Origin of the sequence: Pseudomonas carassii (assembly GCF_036324045.1) — a bacterium.
Taxonomy (GTDB): domain Bacteria; phylum Pseudomonadota; class Gammaproteobacteria; order Pseudomonadales; family Pseudomonadaceae; genus Aquipseudomonas; species Aquipseudomonas peradeniyensis.
Genome location: NZ_JAZDCT010000040.1, coordinates 1 through 22,886, shown reverse-complemented (window position 1 = coordinate 22,886; position 22,886 = coordinate 1). Strand labels below are relative to the sequence as shown.

The following is a 22,886-nucleotide window of genomic DNA, read 5'->3' as shown; positions in this document are numbered from 1 at the left end:
CTTTAGATATAAGGCATTCGACAGCCGCTGAGCCATACTCCAGAATGCAACGGTTTTTTGGGGGAAAACCCTTGCACAGCCAACGACATACCAACATTTAGTGAGCCTCAACGTGAAAACTTCCCTGTCCATCCTCAGCCTGCTGCTGTTGCTCACAGGAACCGCGACCCTACCGTCGACCGCTGCTGCACAACCCCCGGCCCAGGTCCAGCGCGACCCCAGCAAGCTGCACCTGGCCTCCGGCAGCGCCCTGTTGATCGACCTCAACACCAACAAGGAGCTGTATGCCAGCCACGCCGATCGCGTGCGCCCCATCGCCTCGGTCACCAAGTTGATGACCGCGATGGTCGTGCTCGACGCCAGGCTGCCCATGGACGAAATGCTCAGCATGACCATTGCCAACAACCCGGAGATGAAGGGCGTGTACTCGCGGGTGCGTCTTGGCAGTGAGCTGAACCGTCGCGAGACGCTGCTGATCACGCTGATGTCGTCGGAAAACCGTGCGGCCAACACCCTGGCCAACCACTACCCCGGCGGCTATGGCGCCTTCATCAAGGCGATGAACGCCAAGGCTCGCAGCCTGGGCATGAGCCACACCCGCTACGTCGAGCCGACCGGCCTGTCGACCCTGAACGTGTCCACCGCCCACGACCTGGCCAAGCTGCTGATCGCCTCGCGCAAGTATCCGATGCTCAGCGAGTTGTCGACCACCCGCGAGAAGACCGTGGCGTTCCGCAAGCCCAACTACACCCTGGGCTTCCGTAACACCGACCATCTGGTGAACAAGAGCAACTGGGACATCGCCCTGACCAAGACCGGCTTCACCAACGAAGCGGGGCATTGCCTGGTGCTGCTGACGAAGATGGACAACCGTCCGGTGGCCATGGTGATTCTCGACGCCTACGGCAAGTACACCCACTTCGCCGACGCCAGCCGCATGCGTCAGTGGCTGGAGACCGGCGCGGCCAAGCCGGCGCCGGCAGTAGCCATGCAGTACAAGAGCGAGCGACAGAACCGCGCCCGCGTCGCTGTGGACTGAAGACCTGAACAGGGGCTGCAAGGCAGCCTCCTGTAGCGTTGACCCCGCGCCTCAGGCGCGGGTGTTGACCGAGCCGCCGGCGCTGGTGCCCCCGGCCTGGCGCAGCGCTTCGAGCAATTGCGCGGTAGCCGCCATGATCAGCCCGGTGAGGGTGGCGATACTGGCCTGCTTGGCCGTGACCGCCGCCATCTTGGACGGGTCGCGCCTGGCTTGCTCCATCAACTGGGCCAGTTGTTTCTGCTCTTCGGCCAGCTGCTTCTGCAGGCGCTTGATCTGCTCGCGCTGCTCCTTGATGGCCGGGTCCTCGTTACTTTCAACGCTGTCGTTGATCTGCTCGGCCTTGGTCTCGTGCTTGAACGCATCGCTCTTGAACACCAGGCCGCCCCGCTCGTTTACCGTGGGCGTGCCAGGCAAAGTGTTGGACGTTGCGGATGAAGTCGCAGGCGTGGCCCCGGCAACGCTGGGGATGTTGATATTGGCTGCGGTTATTCCGACCATTTCATACCTTCCTTGAGGTGGATTCTTACATGGCTGGTTATCGGCCAGGATTCCCGGTTCTTGAATCACCGCCCACGCCTGCCTGAAAACGTTATCTTTCTGGCAGTTAGCCGTGCCTTCGCGGGTAAATTTGCCCGCCACTCGTTCGTCCACCTGATACCCAGGCCCTGCCCTGCCGGCAGGCCGACCCGATCAGCCCCGCAACGAGATGGCAATGACCAAGACCCGTTCCCGCAAAGCCCTGTACATCGGCCTGCCCCTGGCCCTGGTGGCCGCCCTGGGTGGAGCCGCCGGCTACTATTTCTGGAATCAGGACAGCGGCTATCCCCGCGCGATCGTGCAGCAGGCCAACGACCTGCACGAACACATGCTCTCCTTCGACAGCCATGTCACCGTGCCGCTGGGCTACGGCAGCGACGGCTACGAGGCCGACAAGGACGGTCGCGGTCAGTTCGACCTGGCCAAGGCGGCCAAGGGCCGCTTGTCGGGCGCGGCGCTGACCATCTTCGGTTGGCCCGAGCTGTGGAACGGCCCGAACGCCCCGCACCGCCCGACCCCGGGCTTTGTCGACGAGGCCCGCAACCAGCAGGAAGTGCGCTACAAGATCATCAGCGGCATCGTGCGTGACTTCCCCAACCAGGTCGGCATCGCCTACACCCCCGACGACTTCCGCCGCCTGAACGGCGAAGGCAAGTTCGCCATCTTCATCAGCATGCTCAACGCCTACCCGCTGGGCAACGACCTGTCGCAGCTCGACCTGTGGAGCAAGCGCGGCATGCGCATGTTCGGCTTCAGCTACACCGGCAACAATGCCTGGGCCGACTCCTCGCGCCCACTGCCGTTCTTCAACGACACCCCCGATGCCCTCGGCGGCCTGTCACCGCTGGGCGAACAGGCGGTCAAGCGGCTCAACGACCTGGGCGTGATCATCGACGTCTCGCAGATGTCCACCCTGGCCCTGGAAGACGTGGCCCGCCTGAGCCGCGCCCCGTTCGTGGCCTCACACTCGGCGCCACGGGCACTGGTGGACATCCCGCGCAACCTCTCCGACAAGGAGATGCAGCTGATCAAGGACAGCGGCGGCGTGCTGCAAGTGGTGGCCTTCACCACCTACCTCAAGCCGCTGAGCAAGCCGACCCTGGAAAAACTCGAGGCCCTGCGCGCACGCTTCGACCTGCAACCGCTGCAAGGCCTGACCAACGCACTGATGCCGGGCGATCCGATCATCGCCATCTGGCCCGAGGCGCGCTTCGGCGAGTACGCCAGCAGCCTCTATGCCATCGTCGACGAAGAGCCCCGTGCCGGCCTCAAGGAATATGTCGACGCCATCGATTACGCCGTGAAGAAGATGGGCATCGACCATGTCGGCATCAGCTCCGACTTCAACGATGGCGGCGGCGTCAGCGGGTTCATGAACGTCGGCGAAATCCGCAATGTCACCGCCGAGCTGCTGACCCGCGGCTACTCCGAGACCGATATCGCCAAGCTCTGGGCGGGCAACTTCCTGCGGGTATGGGGGCAGGTGCAGAAAGCCGCCAACCCGGTGGCCCTGCTCGACACCAACACCCGGGAAGTCCGCCATGACTGACCGGCGCGCCTTCCTCAAGCAGGCCGCCGCCCTGGCCGCCAGCCTGCCCTTGCTGCCCAGCGCCTTGGCCGCCGAACCGGCGCCGCCGCCCCTGCAAGGCGCTGACAAGTGGCGCCAGCTGCGCCAACTGTTCCCCCTGGCTGCGGATGTCGCGCACTTCGCCAACTTCCTGATCACCGCCCATCCGCGCCCGGTGCAGGACGCGATCGACCGCCACCGCGCCACCCTCGACCGCAACCCGGCCCTGTGCATGGACTGGGAGAGCCAGTACGAATGGAAACGTGAGGACGAGGTCCGCGAGTGGGCAGGCCGCTACCTGGAGGTGCGCCCCCGCCAGATCGCCCTGACCGGCAGTACCACCGAGGGCCTCGGCATGATCTACGGCGGCCTGCAGGTGGCGCCGCACCAGGAGATCCTCACCACCGAGCACGAACACTACTCGACCCACAACTGCCTGGCATTCCGCCAGCGCCAGCACGGCACCCAGGTACGCAAGCTGCGCCTGTTCGACAAGCCCGGCGAGGTTTCCACCGACCGCGTGCTGAGCCTGATCGACCGCAGCATCCGCCCCGAAACCCGGGTGCTGGGCATGACCTGGGTACACTCGGGCAGCGGCGTCAAGCTGCCGGTGGGCGCCATCGGCGAGCTGGTGCGCCAGCACAACCGCAACCGCGACGAGGCCGAGCGTATCCTCTACGTGGTCGATGGCGTGCATGGTTTCGGCGTGGAGAATGTGCGCTTCGCCGACTTCAACTGCGACTGGTTCATCGCCGGCACCCACAAGTGGATGTTCGGCCCACGGGGCACGGGGATCATCTGCGCGGCCTCGGAAAAGATGCAGCACCTGACGCCGACCTTCGCCACTTTCTCGCGCAACGAGGACTTCGGCACCATCATGACCCCGGGCGGCTATCACGCCTTCGAGCACCGCTGGGCGCTGGGCGAGGCCTTCAAGCTGCACCTGGCCCTGGGCAAGGCCGATGTCCAGGCGCGCATTCACCAACTCAACGACTACCTCAAGGCACGCCTGGCCGAGCACCGCGCCATCGAGCTGGTGACCCCGGCCAGCCGCGAGTTCTCCGCCGGCTTCACCTTCTTCCGTATCAAGGACCGCGACCCCGACGCCGTGGCGGCTTACCTGAACGCCAACAAGGTCATGGTCGATGCGGTGGACCGCGATGTCGGGCCGGTGATCCGCTTCGCGCCCAGCCTGCTCAACGACGAGCAGCAGGTCGACCGGGCCATGGCGCTGTTGCGTAAGCAGATCGGGTAAGCCTCGTCGTTGGCCCGACAAAGGCTGCGTGGGAGCGGGCTTGCCCCGCGATTGCGGACGTACAGGATGGCACCGGCCAAGCCGGTGTTCGCGGGGCAAGCCCGCTCCCACGCCCCCGCCACGCACTAACACTAGCGCAACAACACCTGAATCTGCTCGTGCAAAGTATCCAGGTCGAACGGCTTGGCCAGGATCGGCGCCTGGCGCGCGATCGGGCTGCCCGATTCGACGATCTCCGCCGGGTAGCCACTGATGAAGATCACCTTCAGGTCCGGGCGCAGCTTCACCGCCGGCTCGGCGATCTCGACCCCGGAAATCCCGCCCGGCAAGCGGAAATCGGTGACCATCAGGTCCAGGTGCGGCTTGCTCGCCAGGATCGCGAACGCCTGCTCGCCATCTTCGGCCACCAGCACGTGGTAGCCCTCGCCGGCCAGGTAGTCGCGCAGGATCATGCGGATCGCCGGCTCGTCCTCGACCACCAGTACCACGTCTTGTGCATCTTCACTCATGACAACGCCTTCGTATTCAACAGGTTGGCCATCAGACCCCAGCACTACGCAGAGGTTGCGCGGGCCGGGTCGCAATGTGGCGACTGCGCCGACAGCGGCAGATGCACGGTGAAGGTCGAACCGACGCCGGCCTGGCTGTCGACCTGGATCCGCCCGCCATGGGCCAGGACGATCTGCTCGGAGATGTACAGGCCCAGCCCCAGCCCACCCGTGGCCTGCTGCGCGGCGACGCGCTCGAACTGCTGGAAGATCCGCTGCAGGTGCTGGGCATCGATGCCGATGCCATGGTCCTGCACCTGCACGCAGGCCATCTCGCCCGCTTCGAACACCCGCACCTGCACCGGTTTGCGATCACCATAGCGCAAGGCATTGGACAGCAGGTTGGCCACCACTTGTTCAATTCGGAACTCGTCCCACTCCCCCGGCAAGGTGTCGCAACGCTGCAATTCGAGGGGCGTGTCCACGGCGCCGGCCTGGGCGGCGAAGTTCTCCACCAGGCCCCGCACCAGTTGCCCGAGGTCGAAGGTCCGCGGGCGGATCGACAGCTTGCCGGTACGGATCCGCGACACATCGAGCATGTCCTCGACCAAGCGAATCAGGCTGTTGATCTGGCGCTCATCGCGCTCGACCATGGCCTTGAGCTTGTCCTCGCTGAACGCCGCCAGGTTGCCCCGGGCCAGGTGCAGGCGACGCAGCTGGGTTTCCAGGATCAATCCGTTGAGCGGCGTGCGCACCTCATGGGAGACGATCGACATGAAGTCATCGCGCATGCGCACCGCGTGCTCCAGCTCGCCCCGTGCCACCTGCAGCTGGCCCAGTAGCAGCTCCTGCTCCTGGCGGCCCTGTTCCAGGGCCTGCAACTGCCGATCCAGGGCCTTGCGCTGGCGGAACAGGTCGACGAACACCGACACCTTGCTCTTCACTGCCAAGGTGTCCAGCGGCTTGTGCAGGAAGTCCACGGCGCCGCTCTCGTAGCCCTTGAAGGCGTAGTTCATCTCGCGCCCGGCGGCGCTGACGAAAACGATGGGAATGCTGCGGGTCTTGTCCGTGCCGCGCATCAGTTCGGCCAGTTCGAAGCCGTTCATGCCCGGCATCTGCACATCGAGAATGGCCAAGGCGAACTCGTGTTCGAGCAGCAGCGACAAGGCCTGCTCGGCGGACTGCGCCTGGTGCACCTCGCGGTCCTCGCCCTGGATCAGGGCGTCGAGGGCCAGCAGGTTTTCCGGCAGGTCATCGACGATCAGCAGTTTCGCGGTGATATGGCTTAGCATGCGCTGGGTTCCAGGGTGGCGAGCAACTGCCCGATACCGCTCAGGGAAAGAATATGGTCAGGGTCGTGCAGGGCCAGGGCGGCCTCCGGCATCAACGCAACCTGTGCGTCGCGGGGGTCCTGGACAACCGTCCGGCCACCGCTTTGTCTGATGCGCAACAGCCCCCGGGCACCGTCTTCGTTGGCCCCGGTGAGCAGCACGCCGAGCAAGCCCGGGCCATAGGCATCGGCGGCCGACTCGAAGAGAAAATCGATCGCCGGGCGCGAAAAATGCACCGGCGCTTCCTGGCTGAGCGAGAAGCTGAAGTCGCGCTCGACAGACAAGTGATAACCCGGCCCCGCCACGTAGATCAGCCCCGGTTCGATCCGCGCCTTGTCCAGGGCTTCGCGCACCGGTCGGCGCAAGCGCCGCTGCAGCACTTCGGCGAGCTGGCTGTGGCGGTCGTCCGGCAGGTGCAGCAGGCACAGCACCGGGATGGCGAAAGCCGTCGGCAATGCGCCGAGCACACTGAACAGGGCCGTGACGCCGCCCGCCGAGGCACCGATGACGATCGCGCGCACGCCGTTCATGCCTTGCGGTAGATCCGCTCGGGCCGTACCAGCGGCTCGAAGCCTTCACTGTAGGCCGAGAAGTCCACCGATTCCTTGCTGCCCAGCACCAGGAAGCCGCGGTGGCACAGCGACTCGTGGAACAGACCCAGGGCGCGGTCCTGCAGGCCCTTGTTGAAGTAGATCAGCACGTTGCGGCACGACACCAGCTGGGTCTCGGAGAACACGCTGTCGGTGGCCAGGCTGTGGTCGGCGAAGGTCACGTTGTCGCGCAGGCTGGAGTCCATGATGGCGTTGCCGTAGGCGGCGGTGTAGTACTCGGAGAAATCCCGTCGGCCACCGGCCTTGCGGTAGTTCTCCTCGTACTCGCGCATGCTCTGCATCGAGTAGATGCCCTGCTTGGCGCGCTCCAGCGAGTGCGGGTTGATGTCGGTGGCGTAAAGTATGGTGCGCTCCAGCAGGCCTTCCTCGCGCAGCAGGATGGCCATGGAGTACACCTCCTCGCCGGTGCTGCAGCCGGCGATCCACAGCTTCAGCGACGGCCAGGTGCGCAGCAGCGGCACCACTTCGTTGCGCAGCGCGAGGAAATGCCCGGGGTCGCGGAACATCTCGCTGACCGGGATCGTCAGGTACTGCAGCAGCTCGAGGAACATGCCCGGATCGTGCAGCACCCGCTCCTGCAGCGCCGACACCGTGCGGCAGTCGAACTGGCGCACGGCGTGAAGAATCCGGCGCTTGATCGAGGCGCCGGAGTAATCGCGAAAATCGTAGCTGTACTTGAGGTAGATCGCCTCGATTAGCAGCCGGATCTCGATATCGGTGTTGCGTTCACTGGTCAAGATTTCAGATTCGCTCCAATTGCGGCAGCCAGACCCGGATCAGCGAGAACAGGCGGTCCAGGTCGATCGGTTTGGCCAGGTAGTCGTTGGCCCCGGCCTGCAGGCAGCGCTGCTGGTCGTCCTTCATCGCCTTGGCGGTCACGGCGATGATCGGCAGCTTGCGCCAGCGCGGCTGCTGGCGGATCAGGCGAGTGGCCTCGTAGCCGTCCATCTCCGGCATCATTACGTCCATCAGCACCAGGTCGATGTCGTCGTTGGCCTCCAGGCACTCGATGGCCTCGCGTCCGTTGCGGCCGATCTCGACGATGGCGCCCTTGTGCTCCAGGGCGCTGGTCAGGGCGAAGATGTTGCGCACATCGTCGTCCACCAGCAGGACCTTGCGCCCCTCGAACACCTTGTCGCGGCTGCGCGCGGTCTTGAGCATGCGCTGGCGTTCGTTGGACAGCTGCGACTCGACCTTGTGCAGGAACAGCGTCACCTCGTCGAGCAGGCGCTCGGGCGAACGCGCGCCCTTGATGATGATCGAGCGCGAATACTTGAGCAGGTCGGCCTCTTCCTCGCGGGTGAGGTTGCGCCCGGTGTAGACGATCACCGGCGGGAAGCTGCGGATGTCCTCGGCGGTCATGCGCTTGAGCAGCTCGTTGCCGAGCATGTCGGGCAGCTTGAGGTCGATGATCATGCAGTCGTAGATGTTCTCGCGCAGCAGTGCCAGGGCGTCCTGGGCCATGGCCACGGCGGTGATCTGGATGTCGTCGTCGCCGATCAGGCGGGCGATGCTCTCGCGCTGCAGGTCGTCGTCCTCGACCAGCAGGATGTGCTTGAGCTTCTGCGTGAGCTTGGCCTCCAGGCGGCCGAACACCGCCTTGAGCTCCTCGCGGCTGGTGGGCTTGACCGCGTAGCCCACCGCGCCCATGTGCATGGCCGCCTCGACGCGGTCCTCCACCGAGATGATGTGCACCGGAATGTGCCGGGTGCCGGCCTGCTCTTTCAGGCGCTGCAGCACGGTGAGCCCGGAATGGTCGGGCAGGCGCATGTCCAGCAGGATGGCGTCGGGCAGGTACTGCGCGGCCAGCTCGAAGCCTTCGTCGGCAGCATGGGCCACCAGGCAGCTGTAGCCCAGTTCGTGGGCCAGGTCGAAAAGGATGCGGGCGAAGTTCGGCTCGTCCTCGATCACCAGGATGCAGCGGTTGGCGAACGGCGCCTGGGCGCGGTCGTCGGCGAAGGCCGGGGCCGGGCGCTCGGTGCGCACCGGCACCGGTACCGGCGGCGCCGGCGGCAGTTCGTCGACCGCCGGGCGCAGGCTGTGCACCTCGACCTGCTGCGCCGACGGCTCGAAGTGCTCGGGCAGGATCAGGCTGAACACGCTGCCCTGCCCCGGGCTGCTGTCGACGTTGATCTGCCCGCCCAGCAAGTGCGCCAGGTCACGGGAAATCGACAGGCCCAGCCCGGTGCCGCCGTAGCGGCGGTTGCTGGTGCCATCGACCTGGTGGAAGGCGCCGAAGATCGCCTGCTGCTGGTCGGCGGCGATGCCGATGCCGGTATCGCGCACGGCGAAGACGATGCCCAGCCCGGCCTGGTGGCTGATGCCCAGGCTGACCTGGCCACGTTCGGTGAACTTGATGGCGTTGGACAGCAGGTTCTTGAGGATCTGCTCCAGGCGCTGACGGTCGGTGAACAGGCTCGCCGGCAGCGGCTGGTCAAGCTTGACCTCGAAGGCCAGGCCCTTGTCCTGGGCCAGCGGCTGGAACATGCCCCGCAGCCCGTCGACCAGGCGCTCCAGCGGCGTGCTCTCGGCGCGCACCTCGAGCTTGCCGGCCTCGACCTTGGCGATGTCGAGGATATCGTTGATCAGGTTCAGCAGGTCGTTGCCGGCCGAGTAGATCGACTCGGCGAACTTGACCTGCTCCTCGCTGAGGTTGCCCTCGGCGTTCTCGGACAAGAGCTTGGCCAGGATCAGCGAGCTGTTGAGCGGCGTGCGCAGCTCGTGGGACATGTTGGCAAGGAACTCGGACTTGTACTTGCTCGAACGCTGCAGGTCGTCGGCGCGGGCCTGCAGCTCGACCTGGGCCTGGTTCAGCTCGCTGTTCTTGCGGTCCAGGGCCTCGGTGCGCTCGGCCAGCTGCTCGTTGGTCTGTTCCAGTTCCGCCTGCTGGGTCTCCAGATGGGCCTGGGACTCCTTGAGCACCCGCGACTGCTCCTCGAGCTCTTCGTTGGCGGTCTTGAGCTCCTCCTGCTGCACCTGCAGCTCCTCGTTGAGCTGCTGGGTCTCGGCCAGCACCTCCTGCAGGCGCTGACGGTAGCGCGCGCTCTCGATGGAGATGCCCAGGTTCTCGGTGATCCGCTCCAGCAGCTCCACATCGCGCTCCTGCAGCGTGCGCAGGAAGCCCAGCTCCAATACACCATTGACCCGACCGTCGTCCTGGGACGGTACCAGCACGCCGCTGCGTGGCAGGCCCTGGCCCAGGCCCGAGCTCAAGCGGTAGTAGTCCTCGGGCAGCTCGTCCAGGCGCAGCAGGCGCGCCTGAACCACCGCCTCGCCTAGCAGACCGGCATGATCGCCCAGGCGCGGCTCGCTCCCCTGCTGCTCGGCGTCCAGGCCATAAGTGGCGACCCGCACCAACTGGCCATGCTCGTCGCGCACGTAAAGCGCGCCGACCACACTGCCCAGGTAACCGGCGAAGAAGCGCAGGATATTGTCGCCGAGCATGGGCAGGGTCAGTTGGCCCAGCACTTGCTCGGCCAGCTGGGTCTGCCCGGCGCGCAGCCAGGCCTGGTGCTCCAGGCGCTCGGCGGCGCGTTGCTGGGCCTCCAGGTTCGACACATAGCTGGACGACAGCGCCAGCAAGTCACGACGCCCCAGGTAGGCGAGCAAGGCGCTCAGGGCGACGATGAACAGCACGAAGGCCGAGATCGCGGTGACCGTGACCCTGCTCACCGTCTCGTTGCGCGTCGTGCGCAGTTGCTGCTCGGTATTGATGAAGGTGTCGAACTCCTTGCGGATCTCGTCGGTCAGCCGCTTGCCGCGGCCACGGCCGATCGACGCTTGCACATCGCCCTGGCTGCGGCGCTGGCTGATCATCTCGTTGCCGAAGGTGTTCCATTCACGCTGCAAGGCCGCGATGCGGTCGATGCGGTCGACCTGCTGGGGGTTGTCCGCGACCATTTCCTTCAGGCTGTCCAGGCTGCCGAAGATGCGCGGCTTGGCCACCTCGTACGGATCGAGGAAACGCTCCTCGCCGGTCAGCAGGTAGCCGCGCATGCCGGTTTCCATGTCGATCGAAAGCTTGATCGTCTCGTTGGCATTGCCGATCACCCGGTCGGTGTGCTCGACCCACTGCATGGCCGAGAGCAGGTAGTTGATCACCGCGACAAACGCCACGGCGCCCAGGAGCCCCACGCCCAGGGGCAGGCCGACGTTGCGGCTCAGCAGTTTGCGAAAGCTGCGTTGGTCCATCGAGGCTGCTTGAATCATCTGAAAGTGCCCGAGTGAAAAAAGTCCATTGAACAGACTGGCGTCTACATCGTGTAAGGGTTGCCCTGCGCCAGACCGACCGGGGGAATACAGCGAGTCTAACCAGCTTTGGCGGATCTGGCAGGGCATTTAGCCAGTATTTGAAGCCTGTCTGCGGCAATCGTTCCATCTCTTTACCCGTGCCGTTAAGATTGGGAACTTCTGCCACCGCCTTGCGCACAGAGTAGAGACAATCCATCGAAACAGGATCCGCACCATGCACCTTCTGGTAGTCGAAGACGACGACATCGTACGCATGCTGATTGTCGAAGTGCTCGACGAACTGGGCTACACCGCCATCGAGGCCGACAGCGCCGGCGCGGCGCTGAAGATCATCGAGGATCCCGACCAGCCCCTGGCGCTGTTGATGACCGACGTCGGCCTGCCCGACCTGCGCGGCGAGGAACTGGCCGCCAAGGCCCGCGAGGCCCGGCCATTGCTGCCGGTGCTGTTCGCCAGCGGCTACGCCGAGAGCTTCGCGGTGCCCGAGGGCATGCACCTGATCGGCAAGCCGTTCAGCATCGATCAACTACGCGACAAGGTGCTGGAGATTCTCGACCAAACCTCCATCGACGGACTGTGACTAGTGTCCTGTCTCGGAAATACGTTCTCTTTTGGCGAGTGGCTTGGGTGTTCGGCCAAGGCGCCGCGACGAGTCATAGCAGGGCTATGGCGAGGAGTGGCAACGCAGGCCGGGCGCCCAAGACGCCGCCAAAAGTGAACAGCTTATTTCCGAGACAGGACACTAGCGCCCCGGCGGACGATGCCGCCGTTCGTGGTTGTCGGCCAGCCAGCGGCGCAGCGCCTCGGCTGGCATCGGTCGTCCGAGCAAGAAGCCCTGGCCCTGGTCGCAGCCGGCATGGCGCAGGAAATCGTATTGCTCCTGGGTTTCGATGCCTTCGGCGGTGATGCGAAAACCCAGGGCATGGCCCAGGTCGATGATCGCCCTGGCGATGGCCACCGCGTCGTCGTCCCCGGGCAGGTCCTTGATGAAGGCACGGTCGATCTTCAGGTGATCGATCGGCAACGCTCGCAGATAGGCCAGCGACGAATAACCGGTGCCGAAGTCGTCCACCGCCGTGGCCACGCCCATGGCCTGCAACTGCGCCAGCACCGCGCAGGCCTGCTGCTGGCTTTCCATCAGCAGGCTCTCGGTGATTTCCACTTCCAGCAGATTGGCCGGCAGGCCATGGCGTTCCAGCGCCGAGGCCAGGCTGGTGACGTAGTCGCTACGCTCGATCTGCAGAGCCGCGACGTTGATCGCCAGCGGCCCGGGCAAACCATCGCCTGCGCGCCACTCGGCCAGTTGCGCGCAGGCCAGCTCCAGCACCCGCTCGCCCAGCGGGATGATCAACCCGGTGCGCTCGGCCAGGGGAATGAACTCCCCCGGCGAGACCAGGCCATGCTCGGGGTCGCGCCAGCGCAGCAGGGCCTCGACGCCCTCCAACTGCCCGCTGAACAGATCGACCTTGGGCTGGTACCACAATTCGAATTCGTTGTGCTCCAGCGCCCGGCGCAGGTTGCGCTCCAGCTCCAGGCGCTGCTGCAGGCGCTCGGTCATGTCCGGGTGATAGGGGCGCCAGGCATCGCGCCCCGCTTCCTTGGCCGCGTACATGGCAGTGTCGGCGTGGCGCAGCAGGCTGTCGGCGTCCTCGCCGTGCTGCGGGCACCAGGCCAGGCCGATGCTGCCGGTGACCAGGGCGGCGTTGCCATTGAGGTCGAACGGCCGCTGCAGGCAACGCAACAAGGCACGAATCTGGTGGTTCACCTGGCCCTGGGCGCCTTGCAACATGAACACGAATTCGTCGCCGCCCAGGCGACAGAGGCGATCCTGGCTGTCGAGCTCCTGCAGGAAACGCGCGGTCGCCTGCTGCAGCAACAGGTCGCCCATCGGGTGCCCTAGGCTGTCATTGACCTGCTTGAAGCCGTCGATATCGAGCATCAGCACCGCCAGGCCATGCCCTTGCAGAATCGCCGCGCCCAGTTGTTGCTGGAACAGGATCCGGTTAGGCAGCCCGGTGATGGTGTCGTAGTGGGCCAGACGCTCGAGCTGGGCCTGGTAGCGCTGCAGCTCGCGGTTACGCTGTTCGAGCAGGCGCTGCTTACGGTTGAGCTGGGCGACGAACACGCTGAACAGCCCCGTGCAGCTCAGGGCGAACAGGAACAGCGGCGAGCCGAACAGGTCCAGCCCCGACCAGCCGCCCCGTGGTGCTGCCACCAGTTGCCAGACGCCGCCCGGCACCTCCACGGTCATCTTCACCTGCGACGTCTCGAACAGCTGCGGGTCGCCCCAGATCAGCGCGCCCTCTGCGCCTTTGCCGTCGCCGCCCCGCACGGCAACCTCGAATTCGGTATCCGGGCGTAACCCTGCCGTAAGCAGCAAGCGATCGATATCGGCGACGATCGACACATTACCCCAGTAAAAGCGCACGCCGCGCTTGCCGGTAACGAACACCGGGCGCCGGTAGATCAGCGCCCGACCGCCCTGGTACAGCTGCAGCGGACCGGCCAGAATCGGCTGGGCCTGGTCACGGGCCGATCGCACCAGCGGGAACTGATCCGGCAGTTGGCGATAGTCCAGCCCTATCAGTTGCTCGTTGCCCGCCATCGGATAGACATCGCCGATCACATCCCCCGGCGCCAGTGCGATATGACGCATGTAGGGGACCGACTGCAAGGCATCGCGGGCCATGCCGTGAAAATGCGCCGGACTGATGCCGCCATCGGCGCTGATCAGTTGGGCGATGCCCTCGGCCTCGCCGAATGCCGCACCCAGCTGGGCTTCCAGGGCGCCACGCATTCCCGCCAGGCGGGCCGCGAGATTGCCCAGTTGCTCAGTGCGCTCGCGCTGCGCATCCAGGTGCCCCAGGACGACCGACAGGCCGATGCCCACCAGGGCGAGACCGACCGGCAGCAGGCGATTGAGCGATTGGCGCAAGGTCCCGGTTGGGGCTGGCGTGGGATCTTGTGGGGGCTGGGGAGTGATCATAGGCAGGCGATGGCAGGCAATTACGCAGTTATCGGCGCTGCGCGGCCAATATTGAGGCCTGTTTTGCCAGTACAAACATGTACCACCGACAAGTCCGTCACGGCTGCTCTGATGTGCGCTTTGCAAGGAGACACAGATGACAGCCCCCAACCCACATCAAGCCCTTTTGCAACGCCAACTGCCCGCCTGGGCACGGGAGGCCGACGCCGAACACTGGCAGCGACTGAGCGGCGCCATCCTGCCGGCGCAGGGCCGGCCCGGCGCCGAGGCGGCCTGGTTCGCCAATGCCGCGCCACACCTGCGCGAGGCGGTCGAGGCCAGCCAGGCGCGCCTGATGCATACGCAGCGGGCGTTGGCACGGCACCTGCGAGGTCTGAAGAACATCAACGAATTCGCCGAGCCCCTGCTTGCCGAGCGCCTGCGCACGCAACATGCATTCAACGCACCACTGCGCAGCACGTCGCTGGTCTGGGTGAAGCATCTCTACAGCTTCCAGGTCTACCTCACTCACCACGAACAGCGCAGCCTGCTCGAAGCCGCCCTGCACAACTTCAGCGACACCGTGACCTTCAGCCGTGACAGCGCCCTCGCCCTGGACGGCGACTGGCAGGTCAGCCAGACCGTGGTCACCGGCAAGACGACCCTGGGCGACAGCGAAACCGAAGTCGACATCGACCTGCCCTCGGAGCAGATCCGGGTCAAGGCCCTGGCGCTCACCCCCGAGGCTTTCGCCAGGACCTGCCGCGAGCTAGATCTTGGCCAGGCGTACCAGGATCACCTCGATACCGCCTTCGCCGCGTCTGGCGTGCACCCGGCGGCACTGCGCGTTCACCAGGACAACCTGCGCCTGGCGGCCGACCTGGCGCGCATGCGCCACCAGCTCAGTGGTGCGGGATGGGATGCGCTACAGGCGCTGCTGGACGATGGCAAGGCACTGCCCTGCAGCCAACTGAGCCTGTTCGGCATCACCCTGCACGAGGCGATGCTGATTGACACCGGCACTTCGGGCATCGTGCTCTACCTGCCGGGACAGACATACAGCCTGCGCGCCTTAGACAACCTCGAAACCCTGCATCGCCAGTTACGCAGCGATTTGCAGCAAGCGCTGTTTCGCCAAGCGTTCATGGCTTATGTGCCAAGCGAGCAGCAGGGCCAGTTCGCCAGCCGCCTGCGTCAGAATGCTGGTGGCGACCTGCGCTTGCGTACCCTGCCCATCGCCGCAGACCTGTACGACTTCCTTCATGACGACCACGTTGCACGCCTGAAGCACGAAGCCCGGCAACTGGCCGTGCCCACCGCGCAGGCCGATGAACAGGCGCTCAAGGCACGCAAGGCCCTCTGGGACAGCGCCGGCCTCGACATGCTGATGATCGCCGGCATGTTCGTCCCCGCCTTGGGCACGCTCATGACAGCGGTGATTGCCTACCAGCTGCTGGATGAAGCCTACGAAGGTTATGAATCCTGGCAGGTCGGTGACCGCGTGCAGGCCATGGCCCACCTCCAGTCGGTGGGCCTGAACCTGGCATTGATCGGCGGCTTGCACCTGGCTGGCAAGGCCGCGTCACACCTAGCCAGCAGTCCGCTGATGGAAAGCCTCGAACCCGTTACCCTCAAAGACGGCAGCCAGCGCCTGCGGCGCGTCGATCAGGCTGTCCAGCGTGACGAAAGCGTCCTGAAGCATGCACTGAAAGGGTTGTATCTTCCCGATCAGGCCAGCCTGCTGAGCGAGCGGCTGATCATCAATGTGATGCCGCGACTGCGCGGCTGGCCGGAGCATCTGCGCCTGGAACTGCGGGCCGCGTCCCCCCAAGGCCCACTACTGCTTGCCGCTGGCACCAGCGACGCCAGCCGCGTCTGCACGGTGCTCAAGTCAGCCGAGGGCTATGAAGCCTACCTCGGAGATCGACCGGTCCCTTTGCAACAGGACCACGACCTCTGCCGTGCGCTCATGCAGGCGCTGTCCTCCGACGACCGTGCGGCACTTGGCATGACCGCCACCAATGTCGATGAGTTGCGCCGCAAGATCCACACCCTGGCCCTGTCGGACCGTGCCATGGCTGGAAGTCTACTAAACGACTCGACGCCAGGTTGGGGCAACCATGGCCAATTGCGCGGTGGCATGGACGAGCCTGCTCCACCCGCACAGCGCATCGACGTCGGCGCGTTCTTTCGCCGCTACCGCGCGCTCTACCCCGAAACAGCCGATTTCCAGGTCAACGAGCAACTGACCCAATGGTTCGAGGCCGGCCTGGATCCGGCGCAGCAGCTCGCCGAACTGGAGCGGCAACTGCTTGCATTCCGCGACCAGATGCGTGCCTGGGCAGGCAACAACCCGCTGCGCCAGGCCGCCGCACGACGGTTGGTGAGCAACTGGCAACGGATCTCGGAGTACTCAGAGGAAGAAGGCCGGGTTATCCACCTGATCAGCCTGACCGACTTGAACCTGACCAACCAGGACCTGGCCTCGCTGGCGCTACCTAATCGCTTCACCCATATCCAGCGCATCGACCTGACCGCCAACCCCGCCCTGAGCGAACTGCCCGCGGAGTTCCTCGAACGGTTTCCCCACCTGCAACGCCTGCACCTGATGAACTGCGACTTCGAGCAAATACCAGCGGTCGCCGTGCCGCACTCTCTGGAATGGCTCGATATGCAAGGCAACAGCATCCTCTGGAACGACGCCAACCAGGTTGCCCTGGATCGCCTCGACCACCTTCGCTTGCTCGACCTGTCGCACAACCCGCTGGCCCGCAGCCCGGACCTGAGCCGCCTGGCCGTGCTGGACATGCTCAATCTCAACACCTGCGAACTGGCCGACTGGCCAGCCGGCATCCGCAACGATGACGACTGGCGACCCATCATTTTCGATCTGCGCGATAACCACTTCACCCATTTGCCGGACGACCTGCGCTTGTCGCGGGTCGCAGGCCAGGCTCTGTGGCTGGAGAGCGCCGAACTCAGCGAGCGCGTCAGCCAGCAGATCCAGGCCTACTACGAGCGCAATGGCGTCGACTTGCTGGTGGCCGACGCCGAGTACGAAGAGATGCTGGAGGACACCGATGTCGACGACTGGAACATCTGGAACGCCCTGCCGCTGCAATATCGCCGCGACCTGCGCGGGCTGCAGGACCTGCCGGACTACACTCAGCCGCAGCTGTGGCAGCGCCTGCGCACGTTCGCCGACCCTCGGGCCATGGACTATGGCCTGTCGATCGGCGCGATGCGGCTGATGGACGACGAGGTGTTCCCGCCGCCCTTCGAGGAATGACCGCGTGCGGCTGCGCCAGACTGGCAATTTTCAGCCGGTCGGCGCATGCTCGCAGGCTGAAGCGTTTCATCATCCGGATTTGAGAGGTGCAGTACCCATGGACCGTTTGCTCGATTCGCTGTTTCCCGCCCTCGAGGACATCCCCGAAGCCTGGCGCCTGGGCGCGCCGCTGGAGCAACGCGACTACCTGGTCGGCGGCGAGCTGCGCCGCTGGGACGGCCCGCTGGCCACCGTGCGCAGCCCGGTGTGGCTCAAGGAAGGTGACAGCGAACGCCAGGTGATCCTCGGTAGCGCGCCGCTGCTGGACGCCGACACCGCGCTCACCGCCCTCGACGCGGCCGTCGCCGCCTACGACAAGGGCCGCGGCGCCTGGCCGAACATGCGCGTGGCCGAGCGCATCCAGCATGTCGAGGCCTTCCTGGCACGCATGCGCGAGCAGCGCACGGCGGTGGTCAAGCTGCTGATGTGGGAGATCGGCAAGAACCTCAAGGACTCGGAAAAAGAGTTCGACCGCACCTGCGACTACATCGTCGACACCATCGACGCGCTCAAGGATCTCGACCGCCGTTCCAGCCGCTTCGAGCTCGAACAGGGCACACTGGGTCAGATCCGCCGCGCGCCGCTGGGCGTGGCGCTGTGCATGGGCCCTTACAACTACCCGCTCAACGAAACTTTCACCACGCTGATCCCGGCCCTGATCATGGGCAACACCGTGGTGTTCAAGCCAGCCAAGTTCGGCGTGCTGTTGATCCGTCCGTTGCTCGAGGCCTTCCGCGACAGCTTCCCGCCGGGGGTGATCAACGTCATCTACGGGCGTGGCCGCGAGACTGTCAGCGCGCTGATGGCCAGTGGCAAGGTCGATGTGTTCGCCTTCATCGGCACCCACAAGGCCGCCAGCGACCTGAAGAAACTCCACCCACGTCCGCACCGCCTGCGCGCGGCCCTGGGCCTGGACGCCAAGAACCCCGGCATCGTCCTGCCCCAGGTCGACCTGGACAACGCCGTCGAGGAGGCCGTCACCGGCGCCCTGTCGTTCAACGGCCAGCGCTGCACGGCGTTGAAGATCCTGTTCGTGCACGAAGACGTGGTCGATGCGTTCCTCGACAAGTTCCAGCGCAAGCTCGCCGCGCTCAAGCCGGGCATGCCCTGGGAGCCCGGGGTGGCGCTGACGCCGCTGCCGGAGCCGGGCAAGGTCGATTACCTCGACGGCCTGGTGGCCGACGCCACCGCCAAGGGCGCACGGGTACTCAATGAAGGCGGCGGGCACAGCCGTGGCTCGTTCTTCTACCCCGCCCTGCTCTACCCGGTCAGCCAGGACATGCGTGTCTACCACGAGGAACAGTTCGGCCCGCTGGTGCCGGTGGTGCCCTACCGCGACCTGCAGACGGTGATCGACTACGTGCTCGACTCCGACTACGGCCAGCAACTGAGCCTGTTCGGCAACGACCCCGAGACCGTCGGCGCGCTGGTCGACACCTTCGCCAACCAGGTCGGTCGGATCAACCTCAACGCCCAGTGCCAGCGCGGGCCGGACACTTACCCGTTCAACGGCCGCAAGAACAGCGCCGAGGGAACCTTGTCGGTGCATGATGCGCTGCGGGTGTTCTCCATCCGTACTTTGGTGGCGACCAAGTTCCAGGAGGCGAACAAGGAACTGATCAGCGAGATCATCCGTAATCGGCAGTCGAGTTTCCTGACGACCGATTACATCTTCTAAATCTCCTGCACTCCCCCTGTAGGAGCGGCCTTGTGCCGCGAAAGGGCCGCGCAGCGGCCCCTGGATTTCAGCATTGATGCATTGATCGCCGGGGCTGCTACGCAGCCCTTTCGCGGCACAAGGCCGCTCCTACCCTGACCGCGTCAGTCCCAAAACCGGTTTTTTAATCGACAATCGATATAACGCGACTGTCGATTTTCCATTCACGTAGACGACTCTAATCACCAGGATGTTGCAAACAACAACCCACGTGAAAGGAGCTTACGAAAATGGCAGTCAAACCCATCCCCGAAGGCCAGCGCAGCATCACCCCCTACCTCGGCATCAGGGAGGCCGCCAAGGCCATCGAGTTCTACAAGAAGGCCTTCGGCGCCATCGAGATGTTCCGCCTCGAAGGCCCTGACGGCAGCATCGGCCATGCCGAGCTGAAAATCGGCGACTCGTCGCTGATGCTCGGCTCACCCTGTGACATGGAGGGCGGCCTCAAGCCCAGCGAGGACCTCGAGGCCCCGGGGGTCGGCCTGCACCTGTATGTCGAGGACTGCGACACAGTCTATGCCCAGGCCCTACGTGCTGGCGCGACACAAGTGCGGGAAGTGCAGGACCAGTTCTACGGTGACCGCAGCGGCACCCTGATGGATCCGTTCAACAACCTGTGGTTCGTCTCCACCCACAAGGAAGACCTCACCCCCGAGGAAATCCGCGCCCGCGCCGCCAAGCTGTTCAGCGGCCAGTGAGCGGCAGGCTCCAGGCCGCAAGCTTCAAGTTGAAAGCCGTCGCGCTTTGCTGGAAGCTTGAGGCTTGTAGCTTGGAGCTGCCTCTCAATGCGTATCATCGAAAAATCCGGCGCGCAGGTGCGCAGCCTGACCCTGGCCGAAGAGGAACTGCTGGCCAGCTTCGCCACCGGCGCCCTGACCGGCCCCCGCCTGCTGCAGGCCAACCAGTGGCTGATGAAAGTGCGCAGCGCCAACCAGTGGCTGGCCTGCGATTGCCGCCAGGATGCCCTGCCGGTGCTTAACGTATCGCTGAACGGCAACACCGGCACCCTGTTCCTGCGCAACAACCCTGACACCCCCGAACATACCCCGGGCTGCCCGTTCAGTAAGGATGAGCGCGAGGCCGGCGCAAGCGCCGAGGACAACACGCCGCCCGCGGCCTGGCTGGCCCCGGATGCGCCGTTGCGGCTGCTCGGCGACTACCGTCGTGCCAGCGATGGCGAAACGGCCGCCGGAGCACGCGATCCCGGCGAGCGCCGTGAGCAGCAACGCCTGCTGTCGCTGCTGCTGACCTGGATCGAGGCCAGCGGCCTGAACGTCTACGCCACCCACCTGAAGAAGGACCTCACCGCCCAGTTCGCCGAGCTGCGCGGCGTCGCCGGCCGCTACCCGTTGCTGGAACGGGTGCCGGCCAGCAACTACCTGGAAACGCGCCTGGACATGAAGCACATGATGATGCTCAAGGCGCGCCTGCGCGAGGCCACGGTGTTCGGCAACCATCGCCGGCATGGCCTGCTGCTCGACTGCGTCGACCAGATCAAGGGGCGCAAGCTGTTCAACAACCGCAGCGAGGACGGCTTCGACTTCCAGGGCCATCACCACTACTGGGGCGGCAACCGCGTCTCCGGCCCGCTGCTGGCCCTGGCGTTGTACTCGCCGGCCACCGCCGGCAGCCATTTCTACGAGCTGATCCATGTCGCCAGCGTGCCGGTGCTGTCGCGCGGGCACCTGTTCCCGGTGTACCGCGACGAAGAGCGCGAACCGCTCAAGGCGCTGGTGTCGCTGATCGACTGGATGGCGAGCAAGGGCGTAAAGGTGTTGATGCGCCGCCCGGTGATCGGCGGCCAGGTGATGGACGAACTGGTGCTGACCTCGGACCAGGACCGGGTGCTGTCGGTATCGCTGCTGGAGCAGCCGATCGGGCCGGAGCCGGATGCCGAGAACTTCAAGCGCTACGCCGACTTCAAGAGCCTGGAGACCTTCCGCAAGTACGTGGCCGGGTTCTTCATGCGCGAACGCTGAGCAAACCCCACAAGGGCCGAATTTCGCGGCCCTTGTGGGAGCGGGCTTGCCCGGGCTAGAACGCCGCCTTGAAGATCGCCTCGATCTCCACCTGGCTGGCCACCCGCGGATTGGTCAACCCACAGGCATCCTTCAACGCATTGGCCGCGAGCACCGGTACATCCTCGACCCTGGCCCCCAGCTCGCCCAGCCCGACCGGAATGCCGATGGCCGCCGCCAAGTGCTCGATGGCCGAGATCGCCGCCCCGGCGCCCTGCTCCGCGTCCAGCCCGCAGACCTTCACCCCCATGGCCTTGGCCACATCACGCAGCCGCGCGGCGCTGACCTTGGCGTTGAAGCGCTGCACATGGGGCAGCAGCACCGCGTTGCACACACCATGGGGCAAGTCGTAGAAGCCGCCCAGCTGGTGCGCCATGGCGTGCACGTAGCCCAGCGAGGCATTGTTGAACGCCATGCCCGCCAGGAACTGGGCATAGGCCATGTTCTCCCGCGCCACCAGGTCGCCGCCATCGGCAACCGCCTGGCGCAGGTTGTCGCTGATCAGGCTCACGGCCTTGAGCGCGCAGGCGTCGGTGATCGGCGTGGCGGCGGTGGAGACATAGGCCTCGATGGCGTGGGTCAGCGCGTCCATGCCGGTGGCGGCGGTGAGGCCCTTGGGCATGCCGACCATCAGCGCCGGATCGTTGACCGAGAGGATCGGCGTGACGTTGCGGTCGACGATGGCCATTTTCACGTGGCGCGCCTCGTCGGTGATGATGCAGAAGCGGGTCATCTCGCTGGCCGTGCCCGCCGTGGTGTTGATCGCAATCAGCGGCAGCTGCGGCCTGGTCGAGCGATCCACGCCTTCGTAGTCGCTGATATGCCCGCCGTTAGTGGCGCACAGGGCGATGCCCTTGGCGCAGTCATGGGGCGAGCCGCCCCCCAGCGAAACCACGCAGTCGCAGCCCTCGCGACGCAGCATCGCCAGGCCCGCCTCGACGTTGGCGATGCTCGGGTTGGGCTTTGCGCCGTCGAACACCCGCGAATCGATGTCGCGCATGGCCAGCATCCCGGCGATGCGCTCGGCGACGCCGGCCTTGGCCAGCCCGGCGTCAGTGACGATCAGCGCCTTGCGCAGGCCATAGCCGGCGATTGCGCCCATAGCCTCGTCCAGGCAGTCGATGCCCATGATGTTCACGGCGGGGATGAAGAACGTGCTGCTCATGGCCGGATCCTCTCAAGCTGACGGTAGGCTTTCAGCATCCGCCGGAATGGGCGTGGAGGCGTTGATCCAGGGCAAGACTGATGCGGGCCGGGGTTCGAAATACCGAATCTAGTTGTGCCTGGCCGGACCTTTTTGCCAAGCAATAACAATCAATAAAACATCAACTAAGAAACATCCTACAAACCCACAAAAACAAGAACGCAAAGTTTATTTAATTATTTTAAATAGCGTTCTAGCCTAGACCTTCATCTTTGCCAGGGACATTTTCTTGCTCGCCATTTACATGGCCCTACGGACTCTATAGCAGCCCTGACAATTCCAGATAACAACTAGTTACATATAAACACTGGGAGTGCCATGACCCATCAATCCAACTTGAACTACCGCTTCGAGCCCCTGGCCAGCCAGGACCCTTTCGAAGTGGTCTCGTTCACCCTCGACGAAGCCCTCAGCACCCCGTTCAGGCTGGTGCTCGAACTGGTCAGCTACGAAGACAACGTCGACTTCGCCCACCTGCTCGACAAGCCCGCGCTGTTCACCATCCTGCGCGGCCAGCGCCCGATGCGCCATGTCCACGGCCTGATCAGCGCCTTCAGCCAGGGCGACACCGGCTC

Annotated in this window: 17 protein-coding genes; 9 read left to right on the top strand and 8 right to left on the bottom strand. The window is 65.1% G+C overall.

Annotated features, from left to right (window positions below):
* Positions 1-112: 112 nt before the first annotated feature.
* Complete coding sequence (gene pbpG / locus V0R62_RS23095; protein ID WP_330105368.1) at positions 113-1,039, top strand: D-alanyl-D-alanine endopeptidase; 927 nt, start codon at positions 113-115, stop codon at positions 1,037-1,039.
* Between the two features lie 51 nt (positions 1,040-1,090).
* Here the strand turns inward: pbpG and V0R62_RS23090 are convergent, their stop codons facing one another.
* A complete protein-coding gene (locus V0R62_RS23090; RefSeq protein ID WP_330105367.1) occupies positions 1,091-1,537 on the bottom strand; it encodes a hypothetical protein in 447 nt (148 codons plus the stop codon).
* A 214-nt stretch (positions 1,538-1,751) separates the two neighbouring features.
* Between V0R62_RS23090 and pvdM the strand changes: the two genes are divergently transcribed.
* Both pvdM and pvdN read left to right on the top strand, forming a co-directional pair.
* A complete protein-coding gene (pvdM, locus tag V0R62_RS23085) occupies positions 1,752-3,125 on the top strand; it encodes a pyoverdine-tailoring dipeptidase-like protein PvdM (RefSeq protein ID WP_330105366.1) in 1,374 nt (457 codons plus the stop codon).
* Complete coding sequence (pvdN, locus tag V0R62_RS23080) at positions 3,118-4,398, top strand: pyoverdine-tailoring periplasmic protein PvdN (RefSeq protein ID WP_330105365.1); 1,281 nt, start codon at positions 3,118-3,120, stop codon at positions 4,396-4,398. The genes pvdM and pvdN overlap by 8 nt, the downstream gene beginning before the upstream one ends.
* 131 nt (positions 4,399-4,529) lie before the next feature.
* Here pvdN and V0R62_RS23075 read toward each other — a convergent pair whose 3' ends face one another.
* Genes V0R62_RS23075 through V0R62_RS23055 form a run of 5 tightly spaced genes read right to left on the bottom strand, consistent with a single transcriptional unit; the run spans position 4,530 to position 11,037 of the window.
* Entirely contained in the window at positions 4,530-4,907 is a 378-nt protein-coding gene (locus V0R62_RS23075; RefSeq protein WP_330105364.1) for a response regulator, read from the bottom strand.
* A gap of 44 nt (positions 4,908-4,951) precedes the next feature.
* A complete protein-coding gene (locus V0R62_RS23070) occupies positions 4,952-6,178 on the bottom strand; it encodes a hybrid sensor histidine kinase/response regulator (RefSeq protein ID WP_330105363.1) in 1,227 nt (408 codons plus the stop codon).
* Positions 6,172-6,747 (bottom strand): chemotaxis protein CheB, encoded by a 576-nt coding sequence (locus V0R62_RS23065; RefSeq protein ID WP_330105362.1) that lies wholly within the window; start codon positions 6,745-6,747, stop codon positions 6,172-6,174. Before V0R62_RS23065 ends, V0R62_RS23070 begins: the two co-directional genes overlap by 7 nt.
* Positions 6,744-7,565 (bottom strand): CheR family methyltransferase, encoded by an 822-nt coding sequence (locus V0R62_RS23060; protein WP_330105361.1) that lies wholly within the window; start codon positions 7,563-7,565, stop codon positions 6,744-6,746. The genes V0R62_RS23065 and V0R62_RS23060 overlap by 4 nt, the downstream gene beginning before the upstream one ends.
* Positions 7,566-7,569: 4 nt before the next feature.
* On the bottom strand, positions 7,570-11,037 hold the full coding sequence (locus tag V0R62_RS23055; RefSeq protein ID WP_330105360.1) for a response regulator: 3,468 nt from the start codon (positions 11,035-11,037) through the stop codon (positions 7,570-7,572).
* Between the two features lie 256 nt (positions 11,038-11,293).
* On the opposite strand from V0R62_RS23055, the gene V0R62_RS23050 reads away from it, so the two are divergent.
* Positions 11,294-11,659 carry a response regulator gene (locus tag V0R62_RS23050; RefSeq protein ID WP_330105359.1) on the top strand — a complete coding sequence of 122 codons (366 nt, stop codon included), beginning with the start codon at positions 11,294-11,296 and terminating at the stop codon, positions 11,657-11,659.
* 162 nt (positions 11,660-11,821) lie between these two features.
* On the opposite strand, the gene V0R62_RS23045 is transcribed toward V0R62_RS23050, so the two are convergent.
* Positions 11,822-14,065 carry a putative bifunctional diguanylate cyclase/phosphodiesterase gene (locus V0R62_RS23045; RefSeq protein ID WP_408005732.1) on the bottom strand — a complete coding sequence of 748 codons (2,244 nt, stop codon included), beginning with the start codon at positions 14,063-14,065 and terminating at the stop codon, positions 11,822-11,824.
* A gap of 136 nt (positions 14,066-14,201) precedes the next feature.
* Between V0R62_RS23045 and V0R62_RS23040 the strand changes: the two genes are divergently transcribed.
* From V0R62_RS23040 to V0R62_RS23025, 4 genes are all read left to right on the top strand, one after another.
* Positions 14,202-17,333 (top strand): dermonecrotic toxin domain-containing protein, encoded by a 3,132-nt coding sequence (locus V0R62_RS23040; protein WP_330105358.1) that lies wholly within the window; start codon positions 14,202-14,204, stop codon positions 17,331-17,333.
* A 97-nt stretch (positions 17,334-17,430) separates the two neighbouring features.
* Complete coding sequence (locus tag V0R62_RS23035) at positions 17,431-19,050, top strand: NADP-dependent glyceraldehyde-3-phosphate dehydrogenase (protein WP_330105357.1); 1,620 nt, start codon at positions 17,431-17,433, stop codon at positions 19,048-19,050.
* Between the two features lie 269 nt (positions 19,051-19,319).
* The gene (locus V0R62_RS23030; RefSeq protein ID WP_330105356.1) at positions 19,320-19,787 is read left to right on the top strand and encodes a VOC family protein; all 468 of its coding nucleotides are present in this window, start codon (positions 19,320-19,322) and stop codon (positions 19,785-19,787) included.
* 87 nt (positions 19,788-19,874) lie between these two features.
* Positions 19,875-21,068 carry a hypothetical protein gene (locus tag V0R62_RS23025; RefSeq protein WP_330105355.1) on the top strand — a complete coding sequence of 398 codons (1,194 nt, stop codon included), beginning with the start codon at positions 19,875-19,877 and terminating at the stop codon, positions 21,066-21,068.
* Positions 21,069-21,123: 55 nt separating this feature from the next.
* Here the strand turns inward: V0R62_RS23025 and yiaY are convergent, their stop codons facing one another.
* Complete coding sequence (gene yiaY / locus V0R62_RS23020) at positions 21,124-22,272, bottom strand: L-threonine dehydrogenase (protein ID WP_330105354.1); 1,149 nt, start codon at positions 22,270-22,272, stop codon at positions 21,124-21,126.
* Positions 22,273-22,629: 357 nt separating this feature from the next.
* On the opposite strand from yiaY, the gene V0R62_RS23015 reads away from it, so the two are divergent.
* A partial coding sequence (locus V0R62_RS23015) for a contractile injection system protein, VgrG/Pvc8 family (protein WP_330105353.1) occupies positions 22,630-22,886 on the top strand: 257 nt, incomplete at its 3' end.